The following is a 25,959-nucleotide window of genomic DNA, read 5'->3' as shown; positions in this document are numbered from 1 at the left end:
GGCGGCTGGCGCCGGCATCGGCGTTCTCGGACGGGCGGCGCCTGCGCGAACTACCGTGACGCGCGTTCCTCACCACCTCGACCGCCGCGCTCGGGCCGCCGACCACTGGAGAGCCCGTGATCGTCATGCTCCGCCTCCTGCTCGCTCTCGTCCTGGGAGTCGGCCTCACGCTCGCGGCACCGGGTCGGGCACCGGCGGCGCCGGAGGACGGTTCCGCGACGCCCGGGGCGGCGGCTTCGGCGGACGCGTCCGCCGCTCGTGCGGGCGGACGCGCCGTCCGGGTGAAGGTGCAGATCCGTACGCCGGCCGGGGTTCCGGCGAGCGTCCGCCTGATCGGGCGCAGCAAGGTCGTGGTGGGCAAGCCGGCCCGAGGACGGAGCCGGACGGCCCGACCCGCTCTGCGTCCCGGGCGCTACCGGGTCCGGGTCGACGACGTCGTCGTGGGCGGGCGCACGTACCGCGCGGTGCGCCCGCCGCGCACCGTCCGCGTCTCCAGCGCCGGGCGCGCGCCGGTGGTGCGGGTCCGCCTCGCCCGGCTCCGCACGCTGAAGGTCGCCGCGGCGGCGTCGGGTCCCCGCTCGGTGCGGCTGCGGTGGCAGGCCCCGAAGCGGGCGCGGGTCGTCGTCCGCCGTGCCGCCGGGGAGCGGGCACCTGCCGGACGCCGTCAGGGCGCGGCGGTCCGCGCTCGGCGGGGTGCGGCGACGGACGCGAAGGTGACCCCCGGGGCGGTCTACAGCTACGCGGTCTTCGTCCGGAGCGCGAAGCACGGCTGGCGGCGTGGCGCGGTGACCGTGGGCGTCCCGTCGGCCGACGGGAAGGTGCCGCCGTTCTCGCTCGCCCCGGGCGCGACGGTGGTGGACGCGAGGGACCGCGACACCGTGTCGGTCAGCGGCACGACCGTGCGGGTCCACCTCGCCGCGGGACGGGCGACGCCCGCGCTGGGGGCGGGCATGGTGCTGCCGATCTCCCCGGCTGTTCCGGGCGGGTACGTCGGGACGGTGGCAGGCGTCTCGCCCGACGGCCGGGTCGTCACCCTGCGCGCCGGCGGGCTGGCGGACGTCTTCGCGAGCCTCGACCTCCGGCAGGCGATCGCGGCGAACCCCATCGAGCTCACACCGGTGACGAACCGGGCCGAGGCCCGGGCGCGGGTGGCGGCGTACGACCGCGAGCAGGCGGCCCGGGCACCCGCGGCGGGCGGCAAGCTCGCCCGGGCCGCGGCACCGCGCACGTCGTGCCTCAACGTCTCCGCCGGTCACCAGCTCGCCGACCTGCGTCCGATCCTGCGCCCGAGCGGGCACTGGCACTCCGGGATCAAGGAGAAGTGGGGCATCCCGTACGCCGCCACGTTCGACCTGCGGGTCGCCGTCGAGACGGGGTTCCGGCTCGACCTGGAGACGAGCGGGACGCTGTCCTGCGCGCTGCCCCTGAAGAAGGTGACGCGCCAGCTGGCGGTCTACCCGGTGCCGATCGGGCTGGTGCTCGATCCCACCGTCGAGATCGGGGTCACCGGCGCCGTCGAGCTGCACGACGTCGAGGCGACGGTGACCAACGGGTTCTGGGCGCGCGGCCAGCTCGGCCTGGGCGCGTCCTTCGCCAGCGGCCCGATCCGCTCGGGCCGGGTCGGGCAGCCGTCCATCGTCGGGCAGAGCGTCGCGATCACGGCCAAGCTCGGGGGCACGCTCACGGTCGGACCGGGCGCCGTGTCGAGGGACGTCGGCGCGGTGGCGGGCGTGAGCGGCTACTTCAACCCCGTCGTCGCCGAGCTGAAGGTCGTCGGCACGTCGTCGCCGAGCCGGCCCGCGGGCTGTGTCAGCTTCGAGACCCGGCTCGAGGCGGGCCTCGCGCTGGAGGCCAAGGCCTGGGCGGGCAACTTCAGCTGGTCGGCGAGCTGGCGCCCCGACGCGCTCACCTTCAAGCACCAGTGGCACACGCCCTGGTACTACCCCGCACGGTGCAACGAGCAGCCGGAGACCGGAACCGGCGACGTCCAGGCCACGTTGATCTGGAACAGCACGGCCGACCTCGACCTGCACGTCGTGGACCCGTGGGGGGAGGAGATCTACTACTCCGAACGCACCTCCGACTCCGGCGGCGAGCTCGACGTCGACGCCAACGCCGGCTGCGAGGAGGTGATGGTCCGCCCGACCGAGAACATCTTCTGGCCGGAGGGCGACTCGCCGCCGGGGACCTATCGCGTCCACGTCGTCGAGTTCGACGACTGCGGCGACCCCGACGTCTCGTGGCGGCTGGTCGTCCGGGTCGGAGGTCGCGTGGTGCTGGACGAGCGCGGGTCCGGCTCCTCCCCGGCGTACACCTTCACCGCCTGACCTGGCGGGGCGGACCGGGCAGGTAGATTTCGCACCGTGACCCAGCAGGACGTTCCCGCCGCCCCGGCCCACTGGGAGGCCGACGTCCTGCTCCGCGACGGACGGACCGCGCACATCCGCCCGATCGGTCCCGAGGACGCCGAGCTCCTGGTCGAGTTCTACGCCCGGGTCTCCGACGAGTCGAAGTACTACCGGTTCTTCTCGCCGATGCCGCGGCTCTCCGACCGCGACGTCGCCCGCTTCACCCAGGTCGACCACGTCGACCGGGTCGCGTTCGTGCTGACCCTGCAGGGCCGGATGATCGCGGTCGGGCGGTACGACGTGATCCGGCCGGGCGACGCGGAGGTGGCGTTCCTCGTCGAGGACCAGCACCAGGGCCGCGGGATCGCCCAGCTCCTCCTCGAGCACCTCGCCCAGGCCGCCCGTGAGCGGGGCCTCGAGCGGTTCGTCGCCGAGGTGCTGCCCGACAACACCCGGATGATCCAGACCTTCCGCGACGCCGGCTACCGGGTCGCGAGCGAGTACGAGGACGGCGTCCTCATCCTGGAGTTCCCCATCGACTCCACCGACACGGCGATCGGGTTGATGTTCAACCGCGAGCACCGCGCCGAGGCCGCGTCGATCCACCGGTTCTTCAACCCGCGTTCCGTCGCGGTCATCGGCGCCAGCCGGCGCCAGGACACCATCGGCCAGGCGCTGGTGCGCAACCTCGTCACCGGCGACTTCACCGGACGGGTGTACGCCGTCAACCCGTCGGCCGCCGCCGTGTCGGGGCTGCCGGCGTTCAAGTCGGTCAACGAGATCCCCGACGACGTCGACGTGGCGATCGTCGCGGTCCCCGCGGACGCCGTCCAGGACGTCGTCCTCGACTGCGCCGCCAAGGGCGTGCACGGCCTGGTCGTCATCTCCTCCGGCTTCGCCGAGACCGGCGAGGAGGGCCGGCAGCGCCAGCGCCGGCTCGTGGGCCTGTCCCGCTCGTACGGGCTGCGGCTGATCGGCCCCAACGCGCTCGGCGTCATCAACACCGACCCCGGTGTCAAGATCAACGCCTCGCTCGCCCCGCTGATGCCGCCGCGGGGCCGGGCCGGGTTCTTCTGCCAGTCCGGTGCGCTCGGCTCGGCGATCCTGGAGAAGGTCAACAACCGGGGTCTGGGCCTGTCCACCTTCGTCAGCGCCGGGAACCGCGCCGACGTCTCCGGCAACGACCTGCTGCAGTACTGGGAGGAGGACGACTCCACCGAGGTCGTGCTGCTCTACCTGGAGTCGATCGGTAACCCCCGCAAGTTCTCCCGCATCGCCCGCCGGGTCTCCCAGCGCAAGCCGGTCATCGCGGTCCGGTCCGGTCGCACCACGCAGGGCGTGCCGATGGGCCACGCCGTACGCCGCATCGGCGCCCCGCCGCAGGCCGTCGACGCGATGTTCCGCCAGGCCGGCGTGATCCAGACCGAGTCGCTGGAGGAGATGTTCGACGTCGCCCAGCTGCTCGCGCACCAGCCGCTGCCGCGGGGGCGCCGGGTCGCGATCGTCGGCAACTCCGACGCGCTCGGGCTGCTGGCCGCCGACGCCGCGGCGAGCGTGGGCCTGGTCGTCAACAAGTCGATCGCGCTGCACACCGAGCCGTCCGCGGAGGACTTCGAGGACGCCCTCGACTCCGCGATCGACGACCCCGAGGTCGACGCCGTGGTCGCGGTCTACATCCCGCCGCTCAACGTCTCCGGCGAGGACATCGCCAACGTGCTCGCGGCCGTCGGCGAGCAGTCCGACAAGCCGCTGGTCTCCTCGTTCCTCGGCGCCGAGGGCGTGCCCGAGCTGCTCCGGGTCCCGGACGTCGCCGGCTCCACGGCCGGTCGCGGCTCGGTGCCGTCGTACCCCGCCGTCGAGGCGGCGGTCCGCGCGCTGGCCCACGTCGTCGACTACGCGGTCTGGCTGCGCACACCGGACGGTGACGCCGACGGACCGGACGACGTCGACCAGCGGGCCGCCAAGAAGCTGATCAACGAGGCCCTCTCCGCCAACCCCGAGGGGACCGAGCTCGACCCGACCACCCTCGCCGCGCTCCTGGCGGCGTACGGCGTCGACCTGAGGCCGGCGCGCCCGGTCGCGTCGTACGACGAGGCCGTGGCGGCCGGGGAGGCGGACGGCTGGGACGTGGTCCTGAAGGCCACTGCCGACCACCTGCGCGAGCGCCCCGACCTGGCGCACGTGTGGCGCAACATCGAGGGTCCCGCCGAGATGCGCAGCGCCTGGAACGCACTGAACGAGATCGTGGGCGATCCCGAGAAGGCCGGCTTCGTCGTGCAGAAGAACGCCCGGCCGGGCGTCCCGATCTCCATCCGCAGCATCGAGGACCCCCTCTTCGGGCCGGTCGTGTCGTTCGGGATCTCCGGTCCGCTGACCGAGCTGCTCAGCGACCGCGCCTACCGGATCCCGCCGCTGACCCGCCGCGACGCGGCGGCGATGGTGCGCGAGATCAAGTCCTCGCCGATGCTGTTCGGCTACCGCGGCAGCGAGGTCGTCGACGTCGCCGAGATCGAGCGGCTGATCCGCCGCGTGGCGCAGCTGCAGAACGACCTCCCGCAGGTGCGCTCGCTCGAGCTGTCCCTGGTCCTGGCCGGCGCCGCCGGCGCCACGGTGCTCACCGCATCGGCCCGCGTCGAGCCGGTCACCGACCCCCGTTCGGACTGGTTCGTACGCCGGTTGCCGTCCCTGCCTGGGGACACGCTCCCCAGCTGAGACACCGTGGTGACACACTTCCACCATGCGCAGCAGGACCGACGATCGTGATCACGCCCTCGAGCTCCGCGAGGCCATCCACCGCACCGGGTACTACCCCGAGGTGGTGGCCGACGGTGTGGGGGCGGCGGTCGCGGGGGAGGCGGTCGTCTCGTTCTACGTCCACCACGAGCCGACCTTCGAGCGCGACGAGGTCCGCCGGCACCTCAGCGTCGTGGTGCTGACCCCGACCCGGCTGGTGCTCGCCCACACCGACGAGCACGCCGGCGACGACCTGCTGCCCGAGCCGTACACCTCGACCTCGACCGAGGCCATCCGCCTCGACACCGTGAAGTCGGTGGTCGTGACCCGGATGATCGCCAACCCCGCCTCCGGCCCGTCGTTCCCCGCCGAGGCCGTGATGACGATCGGGTGGGGCGGGGTCAGCCGGGTCGACCTGGAGCCCGCCGGCTGCAGCGACCCCGAGTGCGACGCCGACCACGGCTACACCGGGGTGCTCGCGTCCGACGACTTCTCGCTGCGGGTCTCCGCCGCCGCGGACGGGGCCGACGCGGTCGCCGGGCTGCTGGCCTTCGCCGAGTCGCTCTCCGCGCGCACGCACGGCGGCTGAGACCCGGCGTGACCGAGTTCCTGCAGCCCGTCTACGGCGAGCGCTCACTCGGTGACGTGGTGCCCGCCGTGGGCGCCGCTCTCGGGGTCCCGATGCCGGACGGCCCGCGCGGGCTGGTGCTGCCCGACGCGCCGTCGTACGTCGTCTTCCTCGTCGACGGGCTCGGCGCGACCCTGCTGCAGCGACACGCGCATGCCGCGCCGTACCTCTCCGCGCTGGCCGAGGGCGCCGAGACCGGCACCGCCGGGGTGCCGTCGACGACCGCGACCAGTCTGACGTCCCTCGGCACCGGGCTGGTGCCCGGGGCGCACGGGCTCGTCGGCTTCACCTCGCGGGTCCCCGGCACGGAGAAGCTGCTCAACGCGCTCTTCTGGAGCAAGGACGTCGACCCGCTCGAGTGGCAGCCGCACCCGACCGCGTTCGCGACGCTGCGCCAGGCCGGGGTGTCGGTGAGCGTCGTCAACAAGCGCGAGTTCGAGAGCAGCGGCCTGACCGTGGCCTCCGCCCGGGGTGTCGACTACGTCGGCGCCGACAAGGTGGGGGAGCGGATCGCGGCGGCCGTGGCCGCGTCGGCGTACCGCCCCTCGCTGACCTACCTGTACGACGGCGACCTCGACTGGACCGGCCACCGGTACGGCGTCGCCTCCAGCCAGTGGCTGCAGCAGCTCTCCAGCATCGACTCCGAGGTCGAGCAGCTGCGCGAGGCGCTGCCCGCCTCGACCCGGCTGGTCGTCATCGCCGACCACGGCATGGTCGACTGCCCGCCCGAGCACCGCGTCGACGTCGACGAGCAGCTGGAGCTGCGCGACGGGCTGCTGCTGTTCGGGGGCGAGGCGAGGTTCCGCCACCTCTACTGCCACCGCGGCGCCGTCGCCGACGTCGTCGCGACCTGGACCGATGTGCTCGGGGACCGGGCCGAGGTGCTGACGCGCGACGAGGCGATCGCGCGCGGCTGGTTCGGTGCGGTGCAGCCGTCGGTGCTGCCGCGGCTCGGCGACGTGATGGTGGCCTCGCGCGGCGACCACGCGATCTTCTCCTCCACCGACTTCGGCTACGAGACCACGTTGGTCGGGCTACACGGGTCGCTCACGCGCGAGGAGATGCTGATCCCGATCCTGGTGGGGTAGGGATCCGCTCCGCGGGGTTCCGCTCCGCGGGGTTCCGCTCCGCGGGTTCCGCTCCCGCGGAGGGCTGTCCGCCGCACGGGGGCGGGGTCCGCCGCCGACGCTCCTCCGGCTGCGCCGGGAGGCCCCCGGTGGCCGGGAACCACCCCTTCCGCTCGTTCCTCGCTCCAGGGGGGCCAGTCCCAGCCACCGACCACCGGGGGCCTCCCGGCTCCGCCTCCGGCGTCGCCGTCGGACCCCGCCGCGCGAATCCGCCGGGCAGGGGTTGGTGAGGGGTGGGACGCACCGGGAGTTTGCGGCTTCATCATGGGATGCAGACGAGCCTGCGCTTCCCACGGCGTACCCACCGTGGGAAGTGACAACTGGTCTGCATCCCGTGATGAGCCTGCAGCCGCCGGCCTCAGCCGAACGGCAGTGGCTCGGGAGCCAGGGAGACGGCCTTGGCGCGGGCGGCGGTGAGGCGGCGGCGGTGGTGCTGGCGGCAGAGCACCTCGTAGGCGACCTCGGCGGGTGGGCCGGCCTGGTCGTCGACGTCGCCGACGACGATGACCTCGCCCTCGACCACCATGATGCCGTCCTCGGTGCGGGCGTTGTGGGTGGCGCGCTTGCCGCACCAGCACAGGGCCTCGACCTGGAGGACGTTCATCCGGTCGGCGAGCTCGACGAGGCGCTGGCTGCCCTCGAACAGGGCGGTGCGGAAGTCGGTGAGGATGCCGAAGGCGAAGACGTCGATCTGCAGCTCGTCGACGACCTTGGCGAGCTGGTCGACCTGGTCGCGGGAGTAGAACTGGGCCTCGTCGCAGATCAGGTAGTCGATCCGGCCGCCCTGGGTCAGGGTCTTCACGACGTAGGTCCAGAAGTCGAAGTCGGACGTGACCTCGATGGCCTCGTGGGTCAGCCCGAGGCGGCTGGAGAGCGTGGCGACGCCGCCGCGATCGTGGGTGGAGAAGATCCGGCCCGCCCGGCCGCGGGCGGCGTGGTTGTGGTTGGTCTGGAGCGCCAGGGTGCTCTTGCCCGAGTCCATGGTGCCCGTGAAGAAGTGCAGTTCCGCCACGCGGGGGATCCTTTCACGCCGGAGGGACGCAGACCTCCCACAGGTGGCCGTCGGCGTCGGCGAACGTGCCGGTATAACCCCACGGCTGCTGCTGCGGCGGGCTCGCCACCTCGCCGCCGGCGGCCGCGACCCGCGACAGCAGGTCGTCGACCTCGGCGGGCGTGTCGGCGGTCAGGGAGATCAGGCACTCGGCGGTGCCGCGGTCAGCCGTCGTACGACCGGCCGTGACCCAGCCGAAGCCGCCGGTGGGGATCAGCATCACGCGCAGGCCGTCGTTCACGGCGACCTGGAGCGGCTCGGGTACGCCGTCGTCGGCGAGGTCGCCGGGCGTCTCGAAGCCGAGGGCGGTGAAGAACACGTGGGCGCGTCGGCGGTCCTCGGTGGGCAGGGCGACGGTGGCGCGGTCGGTCCTCATGGACACGCAGTCTGCCCGACGCGTCAGTCCTGCTTGCCGCCGCCGAACATGATCTCGTCCCAGCTCGGGACCGACGCCCGGCCGCGGCTCTTGCGCACGGGACGGCGCGCCGGCGGCTCCTCCTGCTCGGCGGCCGGCTCGGGCTCCGTCACGGGCTCGGGCGTCGCGGCAGGCTCCGGCTCGGGGTCCGGGTCCTGGGCGGCGGCGTCGGCCGCCTCGGCCGCCACCTCGGACTCGTCGAGGCCGGGCTGCTCGTCGAGGAACGCCTCGAGCGGCTGCTCCAGCGGCGGCTCGTCGCGGACGAGGCCGATGGCGTCGTCGCCCAGCGGCAGCTCCTCGGGAGCGGGCGCGGCCTGGCGACGCTGGCGGGCGCGCTCCAGGTCGTCGCGCGGCGCCGGGACCTCGGTGGTGACGGTGGCGATCAGGTCGCCGACCAGCCAGCGGGCGTCCTCGTCGTCGAGCAGGACGTAGTTGCCCGGCGCGTCGAAGGTGAAGTGGGCGGTGCCGGAGCGGGCGCTCGTGTCGTACTCGGCCGCCAGGGTCCACCGGCCGTCCTCGCGTCGCCAGGCGTCCCACTCGAGGGCCTCGGAGCGGACGTTGAGCGGCCGGAGCTGGGCGGCGACGGCGTCGCCGAGGGTGCGGGCCGAGCCCGAGGACTCGCCCGAGCGGCGTACCGAGGAGCGCTGGGCGCGCTCGGCGACGTGCTGGCGCTCGGCGAGCACCGGCCCGGCGAAGGGCATGATCTTCTCGACCGTGGTCTGGGCCGCCTCGGCGACGGCCTCGGGGGACTCGCCGGCCCGGATCCGGGCCTGGATGTCCCGGGGGCGGATCGTGCTGTCCATGTGTGTCTCCAACTGGCCGGATCGTGCGGTGCTGCCGGGGCCGCCCCGTAGGGCGGACCGGAGGTGGGCGTCGACGTCGAGGGTGTACTCGTCGCCGGTGTCGCTGATGAGCAGCAGGCGTCTCCCGTCCTCGCTGACGCCCGCGAGGGTGAGGTGCGCCATGGGGTGGCCCGCTCCTGCCTGTCGACGCTGTCTTCGGTTTGCCCGAGCCTACGCCAGCGGGGCGCGCGGAGCCGGTAACCTCGCAGCGTGCCGACCCTCGTCGTGCTCGACCTCGTCGGCATCTTCGTGTTCGCGATCTCCGGGGCGCTGGTGGCGGTCCGCAAGGATCTCGACGTCTTCGGCGTCCTCGTCCTGGCCGGTACGACGGGTCTCGGCGGCGGCTTCCTGCGCGACGTGCTCATCGACGCCGCCCCGCCGGCGGCGCTCGCGGACTGGCGCTACCTGCTGATGCCGGTCGTGGCGGGCCTGTTCACCTTCCGCTTCCACCCCGCCGTCGGTCGCCTGGAGCGCACCGTGAACGTCTTCGACGCGTTCGGGCTGGCGCTGTTCTGCGTGGCGGGCGCCGTCAAGGCGCTCGACTACGGGCTCGGGCCGGTGCCGGCCGCGCTGATGGGGATGGTGACCGGCATCGGCGGCGGCATGCTCCGCGACGTGCTGGCGGGCCGGGTGCCGGTGATCTTCCGGGGTGAGCTCTACGCGATCCCGGCGCTCGCGGGCGCGGTGGTGGCCGTGCTGGGCACCCGAGCCGACCTCCCGGAGCTGCTGGTGACCGTGGCCGGTGCGGCCGTCTGCCTGGTCTGGCGGCTGCTCGCGATCTGGCGGCACTGGCAGGCCCCGGTGCCCCGGGGACCCGCCAGCGTGTGAGCGCTCAGTACCCGAAGCCCTCGCCGAAGGCGATCACGACGGTCTTGGCGAACTCGTCGAAGTCCCCGAACCGGGCCGCCTGCGTGCACGAGCCCTCCGGGACCGTGCAGCTCAGCAGCTCGACCGGGCCGGCCTCGGTCTGCGCGGCGAGGACGACGAGGGTCGTGTCGTCGACCCAGGCGTACCCGGTGCCGAAGACGCGCGAGCCGATGTCGATCCGGACCCGCTGGCCCGTGTGGGCGTCGTACACCTCGGGCTCGTCGGCGTCCAGGCTGAGCCACCGCCCGGAGGCCGAGAACGTGCCGACCGACCCGTACACCTGGGGCAGCGTCACCGGCTCGGCGCCGCCCTCGATCCTCGTCCCGCCGTCGCCCGCGTTCAGGGCGACGAGGCCGTCCTCGGCGGCGAGGACGTCGAACCCGTTGCGGGCCGTGCGGTCGCGCCAGACGACCTCACCGCTGGCGACGTCGACGCCCACCGCCCCGCGGTGGTCGCGCAGGTACGCCGTCGACCCGTCGATCGCGTAGAAGTACGCCGGGTCCTCCTCGTCCGCCAGCGAGCCCATGCCGGCCGTGGTCTCGGTCTCGAGCGTGGTGACGCGGCCGGTGGAGGTGTCGAGGACGACGAAGGCGGGTGCCTCGCCCGACGGGTCGACCCAGCCCACCAGTGCGCCGTCCGTGTCGCCGACGAGGCGCGGCCCCCTGCTCGTCACCGCGCCCACCTCAGCCACGCGACCGGCGACGAGGGAGCGGACCGTGCCGTCGTCGTCCGCGAACACGTAGCCGTGGCGGGTGACGACGTACGCCGCCACCTCGTGGCCGACGTCGCGCGTCAGCCCACCCGCGTGGAGGGTGCTCCCGTCGGCCCAGCTGAGTGTCGTCGTCGGAAACGGCTCGTCCGCGACCCGGGGCGTGCCCTCGCCGCCGCCGAGGGCGACGACCGCCACCCCACCGACCACCGCGAGGGCGGCGAGGCCGCCGACGAGGCCGGCACCCCGCCGGCGCCGGATCCGCCGGTCGCCGGTGGTAGTGATCGCATCGAGGTCCGGGACGGCGAAGTCGACCGTCGTGGCCTGGTCGTGCAACAGGTTCTTCAGCTTCTCGGTCATCGTCGTCACCGTCCGGTCGTGAGGAGGTCGTCGAGGGGCAGCAGGGCCGCGTCGTCGCCGAGCCGCTCGCGGAGCTTGCGGAGCGCGGCGGAGACCTGGCTCTTGACGGTCCCGACCGCGCAGCCCATCGCCGCGGCGGTCTGGGCCTCGGTGAGGTCCTCGTAGTAGCGCAGGACCACGGCCGCCCGCTGCCGGACCGGCAGCTCGAGGAGCGCCTGCCAGAGCCAGGCACGCTCGTCGACGGCATCCGCGGGAGCAGCACTCGCGGTCTCCGGCAGCCGGTCGGTCGGCCGCTCCGACCAGCTGCGCCGGCGGAACCAGCTGATCGCCGTCGTCGTGATCGCCCTGCGGGTGTAGGCCTCCGCGTTGGCGGGATCGCGCAGCCGTGGCCACGCGACGTACGTCTTCGTCAGCGCCTCCTGGACCAGGTCCTGGGCGAGGCCGGCGTCGCCGACCATGAGGTACGCCGCGCGGTGCAGCGCGCTGCTGCGCGCCGCCACGAACTCCGCGAAGGCGTCCCGGTCCCGTGCCGGCATCGTGTCTCCCCTCGTCGCGGGACTCCCTGCCCCGTCGCCATCCAGACGAGGCGGGGCGCGGAGAAGGTTCGGTGGGTCGATGATCCCGGTGGACGAGATTCTCCTCGTCGCGGTGTCGATTCCGGCGCTTCCCGTTCGACGTCTGGGTGAGAGGTCCGTGACCGGGCCCCGGATGCGAGGAGGAGAACATGCACCCAGACGACGCGGCGCACGGAGGAGATCCGGCGGCGCCGATGATTCCGGCCGGCTCCCCGGGTCTGCCCGCCATGGACATGAGCAAGAACTGCAGTGCGAACTGTCGGTGGGTGGTGCCAGCATGAGCGGCATGGACCTAGCGATCGAAACCCACGGCCTGGTCAAGACCTTCGGCGACAACCGGGCGGTGGACGGCGTCGACCTGGCCATCCGGGCCGGCGGGGTCTACGGCGTGCTCGGCCCCAACGGCGCCGGCAAGACGACGACCATCAAGATGCTGGCCACCCTGCTCGAGCCCGACGGAGGCACGGCGACGGTGCTGGGGTACGACGTGGTCCGCGAGGCGGCCGAGGTGCGCGCGCGGGTCGCGATGACCGGCCAGTTCGCCTCGCTCGACGAGGACCTGACCGGCCTGGAGAACCTCACGCTGCTGGCCCGGCTCTACGGCTACGCCCGGAACGCCGCCCGCGACCGGGCGATGCAGCTGCTGGAGGCCTTCGACCTGGCCGAGTCGGCGAAGAAGCAGGTCAAGGCCTACTCCGGCGGCATGCGCCGGCGCATCGACATCGCCGGGTCGATCGTCGTGCGCCCCGACCTGATGTTCCTCGACGAGCCGACCACCGGCCTGGACCCGCGCAGCCGCAACCAGGTGTGGGAGATCGTGCGCGGCCTCGTGGGTGCGGGGACGACGATCCTGCTGACCACGCAGTACCTCGAGGAGGCCGACCAGCTCGCCGACCGGATCGCCGTGATCGACCACGGCCGCGTCATCGCCGAGGGCACCAGCGGCGAGCTGAAGGCGTCCGTGGGCTCCGGTGCGGTCCACGTCCGGGTCGCCGACCCGGCCGACCGCGAGGAGGTGGCCCGGCTGCTGGGCGAGTCGCTGGCCACCGAGCCGGTGCTGGAGTCCGACCCCGCCGCCGTGAGCCTCCGCGTCGACGACCCGACGGCCGTCGCGGGTGCGCTGCACCGCGTGGGGGAGCGGGGCCTGAGCATCAGCGAGTACAGCCTCGGCCAGCCCAGCCTCGACGAGGTGTTCCTGGCCCTGACGGGCCGACCGGCCGACGAGACCGAGACCCAGGACCAGGAGGTCCCCGCATGACCACCGAGGCCACCCGAGAGCCGACCCGGGCCCTCGACGCGAACGTCATCGCCGCGCTCGGCGCCGCCGATCGACCGCCGAGCGCCGGTGCCCTCAGCTCCTCGTTCACCTTCGGGTGGCGGGCGCTGCTGAAGATCAAGCACGTCCCCGAGCAGCTCTTCGACGTGACGATGTTCCCGATCCTGTTCACGCTGATGTTCACCTACGTGTTCGGCGGGGCGATCTCCGGCTCGACCGGGGACTACCTGCAGTACGCCCTGCCCGGGATCCTCACCCAGACGGTCGTCTTCATCACGATGTACACCGGCCTGACCATCAACACCGACATCGACAAGGGCGTCTTCGACCGGTTCCGGTCGCTCCCCGTGTGGCGCGCCTCGCTGCTCGTCGGCGCCCTCCTGGGCGACACCCTGCGCTACTGCCTGGCGTCGTTCATGGTGCTGGTCGTCGGCGTGCTGATCGGCTACCGCGCGCCCGGCGGCTTCGTCGGGGTGCTGCTCGCCGTGCTCCTGCTGCTGGTGTTCTGCTTCTCGCTGAGCTGGCTGTGGCTGATCGTCGGCCTCAAGGTGCGCAGCCCGAACGCCGTGATGGGCACCTCGATGATGGTGCTGTTCCCGCTGACGTTCATCAGCTCCGTCTTCGCCCCGCCGGAGACGATGCCGGACTGGCTGCAGGCGTTCGTCGACGTCAACCCCGTCACCCTGCTCTGCGAGGCGGCACGCGGCCTGATGAACGACGCGCCGGACAGCGGCGACATCCTGATCGTGCTGGTGCTCTCCGCCGCCATCACCGCGGTGTTCGCGCCGATCGCGCTGCGGCTCTACAACACCAAGAGCTGACCCCCGTTCCCGCCCGCCGGTGTCAGCCGGCGGGCGGGCGGGAGGTGCGTGCGGCCACCAGCTTCCGGAGCAGGACGACGTTCAGCACGGCGGCGCCCGTCAGGGCCAGGATCCCCACGACGTCGGTCGTGATCGCGAACCAGGACGCGAGACCGTCGCCCGACGAGGTCTCACAGGTCCCGTCGGGCTCGCACGTCGCCGTTCCGGAGCTGCGCGACTGGTTCGCTCCGGGGATCTGCGCGAGCACGCCGTACGCGACGTAGTACGCCGGGACGGCGATCCCGGCGGCCGGCAGCGTCAGGACCGCCGCGAGCAGGATCAGGCCGGTGCTGTCGGTCGTGAACCCGAGCACGGCCACCGCCGCGACGACCGCGACGCACCCGCACTCGGCGACCCGCCACATCAGCGCACTACGCGCCCAGGACCCGGCGCAGGTAGTCGTTGGCGAAGACCCGGTCCGGGTCCAGACGGTCCCGGAGGGCCAGGAACTCCTCGAAGCGGGGGTACGCCGGCGCCAGGTCCGCCGCGGTGCGGGTGTGCACCTTGCCCCAGTGCGGGCGGCCGTCGTGGGCGCGCAGGATCGGCTCGAGGAGCTCGAAGTAGGCGCGGTGGTCGGCGTCGCGGTGCGTGTGGAAGGCCAGGTAGAACGAGTCGCGGCCGGACGCCGTGGACAGGGCGATGTCGTCGGCCGGCGCGGTGCGGATCTCGACCGGGAAGCTGATCCGCAGCCCGCTCGACTCGACCGCGGCGCGGGCCTCCCGGAGCGCCGCGAGACCGGCCTCGCGCGGGACGGCGTACTCCATCTCGCGGAAGACGACGTCGCGGCGGGCGGTGAAGACCCGGTGCGCGGCGTCGCTGTAGGTGCGCGCACCCATCAGCCGGGCGTTGACCCGGTTCACCCGCGGGATGGCGGCCGGCACCCGGTTGAGCACCCGGCACAGCGCCCCGAAGGCGTGGTTCTGCAGGAAGTCGTCGTCGAACCACGCCCGGGCGGGCGACAGCGGCTCCGCCTCGTCGACGCCTACGTCGAGCCGCTCGTTGCGCTTGACCGACATCCGGTCGGTGTGGGGGAACCAGTACATGTCGACGTGGTGGCTCTCGGCCGTCATCTGGTCGAAGGAGCCGAGCGCCTCGTCCCACGACATCGGCTGCTCGGTGGCCTCGAGCACGAAGAGCGGCTCGACCCGGAAGGTGAGGGTGGTGAGCACGCCGAGCGCGCCGAGACCGACGCGCGCGGCGGCGAACACGTCGGGGTTCTCGGTCTCGCTGGCCCGCAGCACCTCACCGGTGCCCGTGACCAGCTCCAGGGCGTCGAGCTGCGCGGCGAGGCCGGCCGCGACGCCGCCGGTGCCGTGGGTGCCGGTCGACGTCGCCCCGGCGAGGGTCTGCTCGGCGATGTCGCCCATGTTGTGCAGGCTCAGCCCGAGCCGCTCCAGCGACGCGTTGAGGACCTTCAGCTGGGTGCCGGCGAGCGCCGTCACCGTCATCGCCTCGCGGTCGACCTCGACGATGCCGGCCATCCCGGCCGGTCGCAGCATGGTGTGCTCGGGGGCCGAGATGGCGGTGAAGCTGTGGCCGGTGCCGACCATCTTGACCGTCGTCCCCGCCTCGCGGGCTCGCTCGACCTCCGCGACGACCTCGGCCGTCGACGCCGGCGTCACCGTCCGGGCAGCACGTGCGGTCTCGAGGCCGGACCAGTTGCTCCACTCCACGAGCCGGAGACTAGTCCCTCGCCACGAGGCCGGGTCCGTTCTACGACGCGAGTCCGGTCGACGTCGGCACCGGCTCGATCGACCCGCCCGAACCCTCGCGCGGCAGCGTGAGGGCGGCGAGTGCGGCGAGCAGCCCCGCCCCGGCGCTCACCAGGTACGCCGGCGACGCGCCGGCGTGGTCGACCACGAACCCGCTCATCACCGCGCCGGGGGCCACACCGGCCACCAGGCCGGTCTGCATGATCGCCAGCCCCTCGGTCATCCGGGCGCGCGGCACCACCTGCTGGGTCATCGACATGGTCGCGATCAGCGTCGGGGCGATCGCGAGGCCGCCGACCAGGAGGAGTGCGCCGAGCAGGGGCACGGAGTCGACGAGGAACAGCGGCACCATCGCGGCCGCCATGGCGAGCGCGCCGACCCGGACCCGGAAGGACGGTCCGCGGCGCCAGTTCACGGCGCCCGTGACGACGCCGGCCACGAGGCTGCCGAGCGCCCAGAGAGCGAGCAGCGGCCCGGCGAGGGACGGGGCGTCGTGGTCGTCGGCGAACGCGACGGTCGTGACCTCGGCGGCGCCGAAGAGCACGCCCAGGCCGAGGCTGACGACGGCGAGCGGCACCACCGTGCGCCACGGCATCCGTGGCCGGGGACCGGTCTCGGCGTCGTGCACGTGCCGGGGCGGCTCGGTCTCGCGCTGGCTCGCGAGTCCGAGACTGCCGACCACGCAGGCGACCACGGCGACGCCGAGCCCGAGCACCGGGTCGATGGCCGTGGCCAGCACCGTGACCAGGATCGGGCCGAGGATGAAGACCGTCTCGTCGGCGACGCTCTCGAGCGCGAACGCGGTCTGCACGTCCCGCGGGTCGTCCAGCACGTAGGACCAGCGGGCGCGCACGCACGAGCCGACCTGGGGGAGCGACCCGCCGGCCAGGGCCGCGCAGACGTACGTCGCCGCCGCGGGCCAGTCGGCGCGCACCGCCACGATCAGCAGCACCATCGCGACCGCGAACAGCGCGCTCGCGACGGCCAGCACCCGGCCCTGTCCGAGCCGGTCCAGCAGCCGGCCCTGGCCGATGGCGAGCACCGCGTTGGCGACGGTGTACGCCGCGGTCACGGTCCCGGCGATCCCGTAGGAGCCGGTGACGTCCTCGACGAGCAGCACGATGCCGAGCCCGACCATCGAGATCGGGAGCCGGCCCACGAGGGCGGCGAGGCTGAACCGCGCGGTCCCGGGCTTCGCGAGCACCCGGCGGTAGGAGGAGAGAACGGCCATGGCACCTCGCAACGTAGGGCGAGGATCCGCAACCGGCCAACTCACGGCCGCTCCCTACGATGGACGACATGCCTCCCGACGCCTCGCCGTACGACGCCCTGCTCCTCGTCTCCTTCGGCGGCCCCGAGGCGCCGGAGGACGTCGTACCGTTCCTGGAGAACGTCACGCGGGGGCGGGGGATCCCGCGCGAGCGGCTCGAGCAGGTCGGCGAGCACTACTTCCTGTTCGGCGGGAAGTCGCCGATCAACGACCAGAACCGCGCGTTCCTCGACGGGCTGCGCACCGACCTCGCGGCGGCCGGCATCGACCTGCCGGTCTACTGGGGCAACCGCAACTGGGACCCCTACCTGGCCGACACCCTCGCGCAGATGGCCGCGGACGGGGTCACCCGCGCGGCCTGCTTCGTGACCAGCGCGTACTCGTCGTACTCCAGCTGCCGGCAGTACCGCGAGAACCTGTACGACGCGGTCCAGGGCGTCCAGGGCGCCCCGCGGCTGGACAAGCTGCGCCACTACTTCAACCACCCCGGCTTCGTGGAGCCGGTCGTCGACGGCGTGCTCGCCGCGCTCGCCGACCTGCCCGAGGAGGTCCGGCACGGCGCCCACCTGGCCTTCGTCACCCACTCGATCCCGCTGTCGATGAACGACGCGTCCGGCCCGCCGGAGGCGGGCGGCGGGGCGTACGTCGTCCAGCACCTCGACGTCGCCGCGGCGGTGGTCGCCCGGGTCGCGGAGGAGACCGGGCGCGAGCACCCGCATGAGCTCGTCTACTGCTCGCGCTCCGGCGCGCCGCACGTCCCGTGGCTGGAACCCGACGTCAACGACCACCTCGAGGCGCTGCACGCGGCGGGTGCGCCCGCGGTGGTGATGGTGCCCGTCGGCTTCGTCTCCGACCACATGGAGGTCATCTACGACCTCGACACCGAGGCCCTCGCGACCGCCGAGCGGCTCGGCCTCCCGGCCCGCCGCTCCGCGACGGCCGGCACCGACCCGCGCTTCGTCGCCGGGGTCCGCGACCTGCTCCTGGAGCGCGCCGCCGTCGAACGGGGCGAAGAGGTGGCCCGCGCCAGCGTCGGCCGGACCGGGCCGCTGTGGGACGCGTGCCCGGTGGGCTGCTGCGCCAACGCGCGCGAGGACCGCCCGACGCTGTGCGGCGCATGAGCGCCCCGTCCCCGACCACTCCGCAGCCCACCGAGCTCGCCGCGCTGGCCCTGGACGCGGCCCGGCTCGCGGCCGACCTGGTCCGCGAGCGCGCCCGCGGCGGGGTCGCGGTGGCCGCCACGAAGTCGAGCGACGTCGACGTCGTCACCGAGGCCGACCGGGCCAGCGAGCAGCTGATCCGCCGTACCCTGCGCGAGCGCCGCCCCGACGACGCCTTCCTCGGCGAGGAGGGCGACGACGTCGCCGGCACGTCCGGGGTGCGCTGGGTGATCGACCCCATCGACGGCACCGTCAACTTCCTCTACGGCATCCCGCAGTACGCCGTCTCCATCGCCGCCCAGGTCGACGGGCCGACCGGCTGGCGCAGCGTCGCCGGGGTGGTGCTCAACGTCGCCACCGGCAGCGAGTACGTCGCGCACGTGGACGAGGACGGCCGCCCGGTCGGCCGCCGGGACGGCGAGCCGATCGGCGCGCGCTCCGCCGTACCCCTGGACAAGACGCTGGTCGCCACCGGCTTCTCCTACGACCGCGAGATCCGCAAGGGCCAGGTCGCCGCGTGGCTCGACCTGCTCCCGCGGATCCGGGACATCCGGCGGCTCGGCTCGTGCGCGCTCGACCTGTGCGGGGTGGCGGAGGGGACGGTCGACGCCTACGTCGAGGAGGGCGTCAACCTGTGGGACCACGCCGCCGGTTCCCTGGTCGCCGAGGCGGCCGGCGCACGGTGGGAGGTGCTCGTCGGCGCCGGCGGGCTGCACCTCCTGGTCTGCGCCCCGGCGGCGTCGTACGACGCGCTGCGCACGGCCGTAGTGTCCGCAGGATTCGCATCTGCAGGCGTGGAATAGCCGCTGAGCGGACGTTGTTGAAGCGGCGCAGTGCCCGACCCGGAGTGCGCTCGACGAGTTCGATGGTGCACAATCCTGGCGCCGAACGAGGTGAGCCGCCCGGCTCGCGGGACCGGCCACGGGGCAGCACGGACGAGGGGAGTGAGTGACGCATGGCGACCGACTACGACGCACCGCGCAAGAACGAGGAAGACCAGTCCGAGGAGAGCATCGAAGAGCTCAAGGCGCGACGTCACGACAAGAACTCCGGCAAGGTCGACGAGGACGAGACCGAGGCCGCCGAGTCCTTCGAGCTGCCCGGGGCCGACCTGTCCCACGAGGAGCTCGCCGTCGAGGTGAAGCCGAAGCAGGAGGACGAGTTCACCTGCATGAGCTGCTTCCTGGTGCACCACCGCTCGCAGCTGGCCGACCCGAAGAAGATGATCTGCCGCGACTGCGTCTGAGCGCCGACGCGAACGAAGGCCGCGCCCCCGCTCGGGGGCGCGGCCTTCGGCGTCTCCGGGGCGTCCCGGCGGCCCTACTGGCCGTCGCGCTGCAGCTCGGGGGGCAGGTGGCCGGTCGAGCGGGTGTAGTACGACGCGGCCCGCCGCTGGGCGAGCATCCGGGCGAGACCGACCAGCATGCCGCTCACGACGGCCCAGCTGACCGCCTCCCAGATGTCGACGTCGGGGTCGGCGGGGTTCTCCGGGGGCTGCTTCCCGGTCGTCACCTTCCAGGTGGCGTCGGCCGCCTTCTTCGCCAGCGCGGCGGCGGCGACGGCCGAGACGAGGGAGAAGACCGACCAGATCTTGGAGCTGTCCTTGTCCTTGGCCATAGGAGGACATTACCCAGCGGTCGGCGCCTCACGCAGGGCCGCCAGCGCCCGGGCCAGCTCGTCGGGGCGCCGGGTGCTGATCAGCCAGTACGGCGCCGGGTCGGCCGGATCCGTGATCGCGACCCTGACCGCGCGCTTGAGGTAGGGCCGCAGCAGGAGGTAGGCGCGGGCGTCGGCCTCCACGCCGGCGGCCCGGCGTGCCTGCTCGGGGTCGAGGACGTCGACCGCACCGAGGTGGTGGGCCTCGATCCTGGCGCGTCCGGCCCGCAGCACGCCGTCGTGGACGCTGACGCGCACCGAGCCGTAGAAGGTGAAGAGCGCGGCCACCACGAGACCGGTGACGGCGGTGACCGTCCAGGCCGCGGGGCCGGGGAGCGCGGCCAGCACGGCGAGCCACACGCTGGCGGTGAACATGAAGCCCTGCACCCACCAGCGCAGCGGGACACCGAGGCGCTCGTCGTAGCGGGGAGCAGTGGAGTCGTGCACGAGGAAGAGTTTCCCATCTCGGTCGGTACGCTCCGCGAGTGGCCCACCCAGATCTCGATGTCCAGGTCCAGCGACTCGATCCCGACCTCCCGCTGCCGTCGTACGCCCACCCCGGTGACGCGGGTGCCGACCTGCTGACGACGGTCGACGTGACGCTGGCTCCGGGGGAGCGTGCGCTGGTCCCGACCGGGGTCGCGCTCGCGCTCCCGGAGGGGTACGTCGCGCTCGTGCACCCCCGCTCCGGCCTGGCGGCGCGGCACGGCCTGTCGATCGTCAACGCCCCCGGCACCGTCGACGCGGGCTACCGGGGCGAGATCAAGGTGCTGCTGATCAACCAGGACCCGGCCGAGTCGATCGAGCTGCGCCGTGGTGACCGGATCGCCCAGCTCGTGGTCCAGCGCTTCGAGCGCGCCCGCTTCGTCGAGGTGGCCGAACTCCCCGCGTCGGTCCGTGGAGACGGGGGCTACGGTTCTACCGGGGGGTTCGGCACCCGATGAGCCGCCCGAACGTCCCCCCGCAGGGTCCCGCCACGAGGAGCAGCTCGACGTGAAGTTCCGACGCAAGTCCGACACCACCCCGGCCGACGCGTCGACCGACGTCACCGAGGTCAGCGACACCGCCGACCCGGCCCGCGTCGGTCCGTACGACGCCGCCGACCTGCCCGACGACGGGATCGAGCGGATCGACCTCGGGTCGCTGCTCGTCGCCCCCCAGGAGGGCCGCGAGCTCCGGCTCCAGGTCGAGGAGTCCTCCGGCACCGTCCAGGCCGTGCTGCTCGCCGGGACCGACGGCATGGTCGAGCTGCGGGCCTTCGCCGCCCCGCGCAACGGCGACCTGTGGTCCGAGGTGCGCCCGCAGCTCGCGGCCGACATGGCCCGTCGCGGCGGCATCGCCACCGAGCGGGAGGGCGACTTCGGCACCGAGCTGCTCTGCGAGCTCCAGGTGCAGCGCCCCGACGGCACGATGGCGGCCCAGCCGTCGCGGATCATCGGTGTCAACGGCGAGCGCTGGCTGCTCCGCGCGACGCTGATGGGTCGCCCGGCCATGGAGGAGGCGCTGCCCGCCGACTGGGCCGAGACGATCCGCTCGGTCGCCGTGCAGCGCGGGATCGGCGCCATGCCGGTCGGCGAGCCACTGCCCGTCGTCCTGCCCGCCAACGCGCGCAAGGTCGACCAGCCCGGCACCCAGCCGCCGTCGGGGTGATCCGCGCATGACCGAGAAGAGCAGGCTGCGTCGCAGCATCAGCCGGTGGGCGAACTCCAGCGACCAGCACGCCCGGGACCTGCGCGAGACGTACGCCGACCCCGGCCACGACTCGATCGCGAACGCTCCCGACCGCGAGCGGGTCGTGCTGCGCGGCACGCTGCGCACGGTCACGCTGCGCCCGCGCGGCGGCGTACCCGCCCTGGAGGCGGAGCTCTTCGACGGCTCGGGCGTGCTCACCCTGGTCTGGCTGGGCCGCCGCCGGATCGCGGGCATCTCGCCCGGCCGCTCCATCCAGGTCCAGGGCCGGATCGGCCAGCACGACGGCGTACGGATCCTCTACAACCCGCGTTACGAGCTGATGCCGTGAGCGCCGACCAGCCGGCCCCCACGCGCCCCGCGGCGGTCTCGGTCGAGACCGTCGAGGCGCTCGTGCGCGCCCAGATGGCGACCGCCCTGGGCGGGCGGCGCGGGATGATCGAGGCCGGGATCCCCGGCATCCTGTTCACGATCCTGTGGCTGGTCACCAAGGACCTGCAGGTCGCGCTCGTCGTCAGCGTGGCCGCGGCCGCCCTGGCGCTGGTCGTGCGGCTGGCCCAGCGCACCACGGTCCAGTACGTCTTCAACGCGTTCTTCGCGATCGCCATCGGCTGGGTCTTCGTCCGGATCGCGGCCAGCGCGGGCGGCTCGGAGTCCGACCAGGCGCTGGCGTTCTTCCTGCCCGGCATCCTGGTCAGCCTCGGCTACACCATCGTGATGGCGACGTCGTGCCTGATCGGCTGGCCGTTCGTCGGGTTCATGCTCGGCAGCGTCACCGGCGACCCGACGGCGTGGCACGCCGACCGGCAGGTCGTGCACCTGTGCACCCGGCTGACCTGGCTGTTCCTGCTGCCCGGCGCGATCGGCGTACTCCTGCAGGGGCCGGTGTGGCTGCTGGGCTGGACCGACGTGATCGACGTCGACCTGGCCGTACTGCTGCTCGGCATCCTGCGCCTCGGCCTCGGCTGGCCGCTCCGCATCGGCGCCTGGGGCGCGATGATCTGGCTGCTGGCCCGCGACGCCACCCCGATCGAGAACGACCACCCGCACCACGGCCTGACCGCGGACTGACGGCCCGCCCGGCCTGCCCAATGGCCGCAATTGCAGTGGTGGGACAGGCCGGGGCGGCGTACGGGTGTCCAACGGCCGCAATTGCGGCCGTACGGCGACTACCCCCCGTGCGTCCCCGGGGCGAGCAGCCGCTCGAGCGCGTCCTCGCCCTCGTCCGGTACGACGAACAGCAGCTCGTCCCCGGACTCGACCGGCTGCTCCGGGTCGGGGACATAGACCTGGCCGTCGCGCAGGATCGTGACCAGGGCGCAGTTCTCGGGCAGGGGGATCAGGCCGGCCGGCTTGCCGACGTACGGCGAGTCCGCGGGCAGGGTCATCTCGACGAGGTTGGCGTTGCCCTGGCGGAAGGTGAAGAGCCGGACCAGGTCGCCGACCGTCACCGCCTCCTCGACGAGCGCCGACATGATCCGCGGAGTGGAGACGTTGACGTCGACGCCCCACGCCTCGCTGAAGAGCCACTCGTTGTTCGGGTGGTTGACCCGGCCGACCGTGCGGGGGACCCCGAACTCGGTCTTGGCGAGCAGCGAGGTGACGAGGTTGACCTTGTCGTCGCCGGTGGCGGCGATGACGACGTCGCACTTGTCGAGGCGGGCCTCCTCCAGCGAGGAGAGCTCGCAGGAGTCGGCGAGCAGCCACTCCGCGTCGGGGACCCGCTCGGGCTTGATCGACTCGGGGTTCTTGTCGATCAGCAGGACCTGGTGGCCGTTCTGGATCAGCTCGCGGGCGATCGAACGCCCGACGGCGCCGGCTCCGGCGATGGCGACTCGCATGGCAGCAGCCTCAGCTTTCCTCGGGTCCGCGCTCGATCACCCGGTAGGCGTGCGCGGCGCCCTCCTCGCGGATCACCAGGTGCAGGAGGTCGCCCTCCTGGATGACGCTATCGCGGGAGGGCAGCATGCCCTCCCCGAGCCGGTCGATCCAGGCGATCCGGCTCTGGGACTGCTCCTGGAAGATGACGGTCCGCTGGCCCACCCACGTCGTGGGCGCAGGGACCTGGTCGAGCCGGATGGTGCCCGACGGGTCGCGGAAGTCCGGCTCGGCACCGACCGGCAGCAGCCGGCGCAGCACCTGGTCGGCCGTCCACTTCACGGTCGCGACGGTCGTGATGCCGAGCCGCTGGTAGACCTCGGCGCGACCGGGGTCGTAGATGCGGGCCACGACCTGCTGGATCCCGAAGGTCTCGCGGGCGACGCGGGCCGCGATGATGTTGGAGTTGTCGCCCGAGGAGACCGCGGCGAACGCGTCGGCACGCTTGATGCCGGCCTTCTCCAGGACCTCCTGGTCGAACCCGATCCCGGTGACCTTGTCGCCGTTGAAACCGGGTCCGAGACGCCGGAACGCGTCCGGCTCGCTGTCGATGACCGACACGGTGTGGTTGCGGTCCTCGAGGCTGCGCGCGAGCGTCGAGCCGACGCGGCCACAACCCATGATCACGACATGCACGAAGGAACCGTATCCCTTCGGCACCCTCAGCACCTCCGGTCCCGTAGCGTGTGCGCTCGTGGGTGCCGGCGATGTCTCCAAGCGGATCCTGTTGGGGCGCAAGCTGCGCAGCTCCCAGCTGGGCGAGACGCTGCTCCCGAAGCGCATCGCGCTGCCGGTCTTCGCCAGCGACGCGCTCTCCTCGGTGGCGTACGCCCCCGACGAGGTCTTCATCATGCTCTCGCTCGCGGGGGTCTCGGCGTACTCCTTCTCCTGGAAGATCGGACTGGCCGTCGCGCTCGTGATGGCGGTGGTCATCGCGTCGTACCGCCAGACCGTGCACGCCTACCCGAGCGGCGGCGGCGACTACGAGGTCGCGACGGTCAACCTCGGCCGGACAGCCGGCACCACGGTCGCGAGCGCGCTGCTGGTCGACTACGTGCTGACCGTGGCGGTCTCGATCTCCTCGGGCGCGCAGTACGCCGCCTCCGCCATCCCCGCACTCCAGGGCCACGAGGCGACCGCCGCCTCGGTGGCGGTGCTGGGCCTGATGGCGATGAACCTCCGCGGGATCCGCGAGTCGGGGAGCTTCTTCGCGGTCCCGGTCTACGCGTTCATGGTCGCCATCCTCGGCATGTGCGCCTACGGCTTCCTGCGGATGCTGCTGGGCGACCTGCCCGACGTCGAGAGCGCCGACCTGCTGATCACGCCCGAGCCGGGACTCGAGCAGCCGCTGACGACGCTCGGACTGATGCTGCTGCTCGCGCGTGCCTTCTCGTCGGGCTGCGCCGCGCTGACCGGCGTCGAGGCCATCTCCAACGGGGTGCCGGCCTTCCGGCGGCCGAAGAGCCAGAACGCCGCGACCACGCTGCTCCTGCTCGCGATGATCGCGATCACGATGATGATGAGCGTCATCGTGCTGGCCCGCCAGATGGGCATCAGGTTCGTCGACCCGCACGACCTGGACCGGCTGACGTACGCCGACGGCACCCCGGTCGGGGACGACTACGAGCAGCACGCGGTGATCGCCCAGATCGCCCGGGCGGTGTTCAGCGACTTCTCGCCCGGCTTCTACCTGGTCGTCACCGTCACCGGCGTCATCCTGGTCCTCGCCGCGAACACCGCCTTCAACGGCTTCCCGGTGCTGGGCTCGATCCTGGCCAAGGACGGCTACGCGCCCCGGGCGCTGGGCTCGCGCGGCGACCGGCTGGCGTACAGCAACGGCATCGTCTTCCTGGCCCTGATGGCCATCGCGCTGATCATCGCCTTCGACGCCGAGACCACGAAGCTGATCCAGCTCTACATCGTCGGCGTCTTCGTGTCCTTCAACCTCAGCCAGCTCGGCATGATCCGGCACTGGACGCGGCACCTCGCCACCGAGAAGGACCCCGCCGTACGCCGCCGGATGACCCGCTCGCGGATGATCAACGCCGTCGGCCTCGCCATGACGGCCGTGGTGCTCGTCATCATCCTGATCACCAAGTTCCTGGCGGGTGCCTGGATCACGATCCTCGCGATGGCCGGCTTCTTCGTGCTGATGCGCGGCATCCGCAGGCACTACGACCAGGTGAGCGACGAGCTCGCGGCCGACGAGGAGGACAAGGTGCTGCCCACGCGGGTGCACGCCATCGTCCTCGTCTCCAAGCTGCACAAGCCGACGCTGCGGGCGCTGGCCTTCGCCAAGGCCACCCGCCCCAACATCCTCGAGGGCGTCTACGTCGCCGACGACCCGGAGGCGACCAACCAGCTGCTGGAGGAGTGGGACGAGCGGAACCTCGGCGTACCGCTGAAGGTCCTGCACTCGCCGTACCGCGAGCTGGTCCGGCCGATCGTCGAGTACGCCACCGAGATTCGCCGGGCCAACCCGCGCGGGGTGGTCGCCGTCTACATCCCCGAGTACGTCGTCGGCCGCTGGTGGGAGCAGCTCCTGCACAACCAGACCGCGCTGCGGCTCAAGGGCCGGCTGCTGTTCACCCCCGGGGTGATGGTCATCTCGGTGCCGTACCAGCTGCAGTCCTCGCGGATCGCGCAGGAGCGCGAGCTGCGCGACGACTTCCGGGTCCGTCCCGGCGACCTGCGCCGCGGCCGGGTCGACAAGCGCGACTCCCGGGGCGGCGGCCAGGTCCCACGCTGACGCGGGGGGCCTCGCCTGATTCGGCGGGGGCGCGGGCGCCTGTCAGGCTGGTCC

Annotated in this window: 27 protein-coding genes; 15 read left to right on the top strand and 12 right to left on the bottom strand. The window is 73.0% G+C overall.

Annotated features, from left to right (window positions below; all coding sequences use genetic code 11):
* The first annotated feature begins 116 nt into the window (after positions 1–116).
* Genes VMF51_RS11035 through VMF51_RS11020 form a run of 4 tightly spaced genes read left to right on the top strand, consistent with a single transcriptional unit; the run spans position 117 to position 6,797 of the window.
* Complete coding sequence (locus VMF51_RS11035; RefSeq protein ID WP_325474479.1) at positions 117–2,327, top strand: hypothetical protein; 2,211 nt, start codon at positions 117–119, stop codon at positions 2,325–2,327.
* A gap of 36 nt (positions 2,328–2,363) precedes the next feature.
* Positions 2,364–5,060: a GNAT family N-acetyltransferase gene (locus tag VMF51_RS11030; RefSeq protein ID WP_325474478.1), complete on the top strand. Its 2,697-nt coding sequence runs from the start codon at positions 2,364–2,366 to the stop codon at positions 5,058–5,060.
* 25 nt (positions 5,061–5,085) lie between these two features.
* A complete protein-coding gene (locus VMF51_RS11025) occupies positions 5,086–5,670 on the top strand; it encodes a DUF5998 family protein (protein ID WP_325474477.1) in 585 nt (194 codons plus the stop codon).
* An 8-nt stretch (positions 5,671–5,678) separates the two neighbouring features.
* Positions 5,679–6,797 carry an alkaline phosphatase family protein gene (locus VMF51_RS11020; RefSeq protein WP_325474476.1) on the top strand — a complete coding sequence of 373 codons (1,119 nt, stop codon included), beginning with the start codon at positions 5,679–5,681 and terminating at the stop codon, positions 6,795–6,797.
* Positions 6,798–7,194: 397 nt separating this feature from the next.
* Here the strand turns inward: VMF51_RS11020 and VMF51_RS11015 are convergent, their stop codons facing one another.
* The 3 genes from VMF51_RS11015 to sepH are packed head-to-tail and all read right to left on the bottom strand — an operon-like array spanning position 7,195 to position 9,267.
* Positions 7,195–7,848 (bottom strand): thymidine kinase, encoded by a 654-nt coding sequence (locus VMF51_RS11015; protein WP_325474475.1) that lies wholly within the window; start codon positions 7,846–7,848, stop codon positions 7,195–7,197.
* Between the two features lie 13 nt (positions 7,849–7,861).
* The gene (locus tag VMF51_RS11010) at positions 7,862–8,263 is read right to left on the bottom strand and encodes a VOC family protein (protein ID WP_325474474.1); all 402 of its coding nucleotides are present in this window, start codon (positions 8,261–8,263) and stop codon (positions 7,862–7,864) included.
* Positions 8,264–8,286: 23 nt separating this feature from the next.
* A complete protein-coding gene (sepH, locus tag VMF51_RS11005; RefSeq protein WP_325474473.1) occupies positions 8,287–9,267 on the bottom strand; it encodes a septation protein SepH in 981 nt (326 codons plus the stop codon).
* Between the two features lie 87 nt (positions 9,268–9,354).
* Between sepH and VMF51_RS11000 the strand changes: the two genes are divergently transcribed.
* Entirely contained in the window at positions 9,355–9,972 is a 618-nt protein-coding gene (locus tag VMF51_RS11000; RefSeq protein WP_325474472.1) for a trimeric intracellular cation channel family protein, read from the top strand.
* 4 nt (positions 9,973–9,976) lie between these two features.
* Here the strand turns inward: VMF51_RS11000 and VMF51_RS10995 are convergent, their stop codons facing one another.
* Positions 9,977–11,080, bottom strand: coding sequence for a hypothetical protein (locus tag VMF51_RS10995; protein WP_325474471.1), 1,104 nt, complete (start codon positions 11,078–11,080; stop codon positions 9,977–9,979).
* A gap of 5 nt (positions 11,081–11,085) precedes the next feature.
* Positions 11,086–11,616 (bottom strand): SigE family RNA polymerase sigma factor, encoded by a 531-nt coding sequence (locus VMF51_RS10990; protein ID WP_325474470.1) that lies wholly within the window; start codon positions 11,614–11,616, stop codon positions 11,086–11,088.
* Between the two features lie 325 nt (positions 11,617–11,941).
* Between VMF51_RS10990 and VMF51_RS10985 the strand changes: the two genes are divergently transcribed.
* Both VMF51_RS10985 and VMF51_RS10980 read left to right on the top strand, forming a co-directional pair.
* Positions 11,942–12,913, top strand: coding sequence for an ATP-binding cassette domain-containing protein (locus VMF51_RS10985; protein ID WP_325474469.1), 972 nt, complete (start codon positions 11,942–11,944; stop codon positions 12,911–12,913).
* Complete coding sequence (locus VMF51_RS10980) at positions 12,910–13,752, top strand: ABC transporter permease (RefSeq protein WP_325474468.1); 843 nt, start codon at positions 12,910–12,912, stop codon at positions 13,750–13,752. Before VMF51_RS10985 ends, VMF51_RS10980 begins: the two co-directional genes overlap by 4 nt.
* A gap of 22 nt (positions 13,753–13,774) precedes the next feature.
* Here VMF51_RS10980 and VMF51_RS10975 read toward each other — a convergent pair whose 3' ends face one another.
* The 3 genes from VMF51_RS10975 to VMF51_RS10965 are packed head-to-tail and all read right to left on the bottom strand — an operon-like array spanning position 13,775 to position 16,734.
* Complete coding sequence (locus tag VMF51_RS10975; protein WP_325474467.1) at positions 13,775–14,155, bottom strand: hypothetical protein; 381 nt, start codon at positions 14,153–14,155, stop codon at positions 13,775–13,777.
* Positions 14,156–14,162: 7 nt separating this feature from the next.
* Positions 14,163–15,464 (bottom strand): D-arabinono-1,4-lactone oxidase, encoded by a 1,302-nt coding sequence (locus tag VMF51_RS10970; protein WP_325474466.1) that lies wholly within the window; start codon positions 15,462–15,464, stop codon positions 14,163–14,165.
* Positions 15,465–15,504: 40 nt separating this feature from the next.
* Complete coding sequence (locus tag VMF51_RS10965; protein WP_325474465.1) at positions 15,505–16,734, bottom strand: MFS transporter; 1,230 nt, start codon at positions 16,732–16,734, stop codon at positions 15,505–15,507.
* Positions 16,735–16,802: 68 nt separating this feature from the next.
* On the opposite strand from VMF51_RS10965, the gene VMF51_RS10960 reads away from it, so the two are divergent.
* From VMF51_RS10960 to VMF51_RS10950, 3 genes are all read left to right on the top strand, one after another.
* The gene (locus VMF51_RS10960) at positions 16,803–17,894 is read left to right on the top strand and encodes a ferrochelatase (RefSeq protein WP_325474464.1); all 1,092 of its coding nucleotides are present in this window, start codon (positions 16,803–16,805) and stop codon (positions 17,892–17,894) included.
* Positions 17,891–18,736 (top strand): inositol monophosphatase family protein, encoded by an 846-nt coding sequence (locus VMF51_RS10955; RefSeq protein WP_325474463.1) that lies wholly within the window; start codon positions 17,891–17,893, stop codon positions 18,734–18,736. The genes VMF51_RS10960 and VMF51_RS10955 overlap by 4 nt, the downstream gene beginning before the upstream one ends.
* A 152-nt stretch (positions 18,737–18,888) precedes the next feature.
* Positions 18,889–19,179 carry a DUF4193 domain-containing protein gene (locus VMF51_RS10950; RefSeq protein WP_325474462.1) on the top strand — a complete coding sequence of 97 codons (291 nt, stop codon included), beginning with the start codon at positions 18,889–18,891 and terminating at the stop codon, positions 19,177–19,179.
* Between the two features lie 74 nt (positions 19,180–19,253).
* On the opposite strand, the gene VMF51_RS10945 is transcribed toward VMF51_RS10950, so the two are convergent.
* Positions 19,254–19,550: a DUF4235 domain-containing protein gene (locus tag VMF51_RS10945; RefSeq protein WP_325474461.1), complete on the bottom strand. Its 297-nt coding sequence runs from the start codon at positions 19,548–19,550 to the stop codon at positions 19,254–19,256.
* A gap of 9 nt (positions 19,551–19,559) precedes the next feature.
* Positions 19,560–20,036: a DUF3093 domain-containing protein gene (locus VMF51_RS10940; RefSeq protein WP_325474460.1), complete on the bottom strand. Its 477-nt coding sequence runs from the start codon at positions 20,034–20,036 to the stop codon at positions 19,560–19,562.
* Positions 20,037–20,074: 38 nt separating this feature from the next.
* On the opposite strand from VMF51_RS10940, the gene dut reads away from it, so the two are divergent.
* From dut to VMF51_RS10920, 4 genes are read left to right on the top strand one after another with little or no spacing between them, the layout of a single operon-like run.
* The gene (gene dut, locus VMF51_RS10935; RefSeq protein ID WP_325474459.1) at positions 20,075–20,533 is read left to right on the top strand and encodes a dUTP diphosphatase; all 459 of its coding nucleotides are present in this window, start codon (positions 20,075–20,077) and stop codon (positions 20,531–20,533) included.
* A 49-nt stretch (positions 20,534–20,582) separates the two neighbouring features.
* Positions 20,583–21,239: a DUF3710 domain-containing protein gene (locus VMF51_RS10930; RefSeq protein ID WP_325474458.1), complete on the top strand. Its 657-nt coding sequence runs from the start codon at positions 20,583–20,585 to the stop codon at positions 21,237–21,239.
* Between the two features lie 7 nt (positions 21,240–21,246).
* A complete protein-coding gene (locus VMF51_RS10925) occupies positions 21,247–21,609 on the top strand; it encodes an OB-fold nucleic acid binding domain-containing protein (protein ID WP_325474457.1) in 363 nt (120 codons plus the stop codon).
* Positions 21,606–22,349 (top strand): DUF3159 domain-containing protein, encoded by a 744-nt coding sequence (locus VMF51_RS10920; protein WP_325474456.1) that lies wholly within the window; start codon positions 21,606–21,608, stop codon positions 22,347–22,349. Before VMF51_RS10925 ends, VMF51_RS10920 begins: the two co-directional genes overlap by 4 nt.
* A gap of 98 nt (positions 22,350–22,447) precedes the next feature.
* Here VMF51_RS10920 and VMF51_RS10915 read toward each other — a convergent pair whose 3' ends face one another.
* Together VMF51_RS10915 and VMF51_RS10910 are read right to left on the bottom strand one after the other, a co-directional pair.
* Positions 22,448–23,119, bottom strand: coding sequence for a TrkA family potassium uptake protein (locus tag VMF51_RS10915; protein ID WP_325474455.1), 672 nt, complete (start codon positions 23,117–23,119; stop codon positions 22,448–22,450).
* 10 nt (positions 23,120–23,129) lie between these two features.
* Positions 23,130–23,792, bottom strand: coding sequence for a TrkA family potassium uptake protein (locus VMF51_RS10910; RefSeq protein WP_325474454.1), 663 nt, complete (start codon positions 23,790–23,792; stop codon positions 23,130–23,132).
* A 58-nt stretch (positions 23,793–23,850) separates the two neighbouring features.
* On the opposite strand from VMF51_RS10910, the gene VMF51_RS10905 reads away from it, so the two are divergent.
* Entirely contained in the window at positions 23,851–25,905 is a 2,055-nt protein-coding gene (locus VMF51_RS10905; protein WP_325474453.1) for an APC family permease, read from the top strand.
* The last annotated feature ends 54 nt before the right edge of the window (positions 25,906–25,959 follow it).

The sequence above is a fragment of the Nocardioides sp. genome (assembly GCF_035503875.1).
In the GTDB taxonomy this organism is placed as follows: Bacteria; Actinomycetota; Actinomycetes; order Propionibacteriales; family Nocardioidaceae; genus Nocardioides.
The sequence above is the reverse complement of the archived record's forward strand: the minus strand, read 5'-3'. Positions and strand labels throughout refer to the sequence as shown.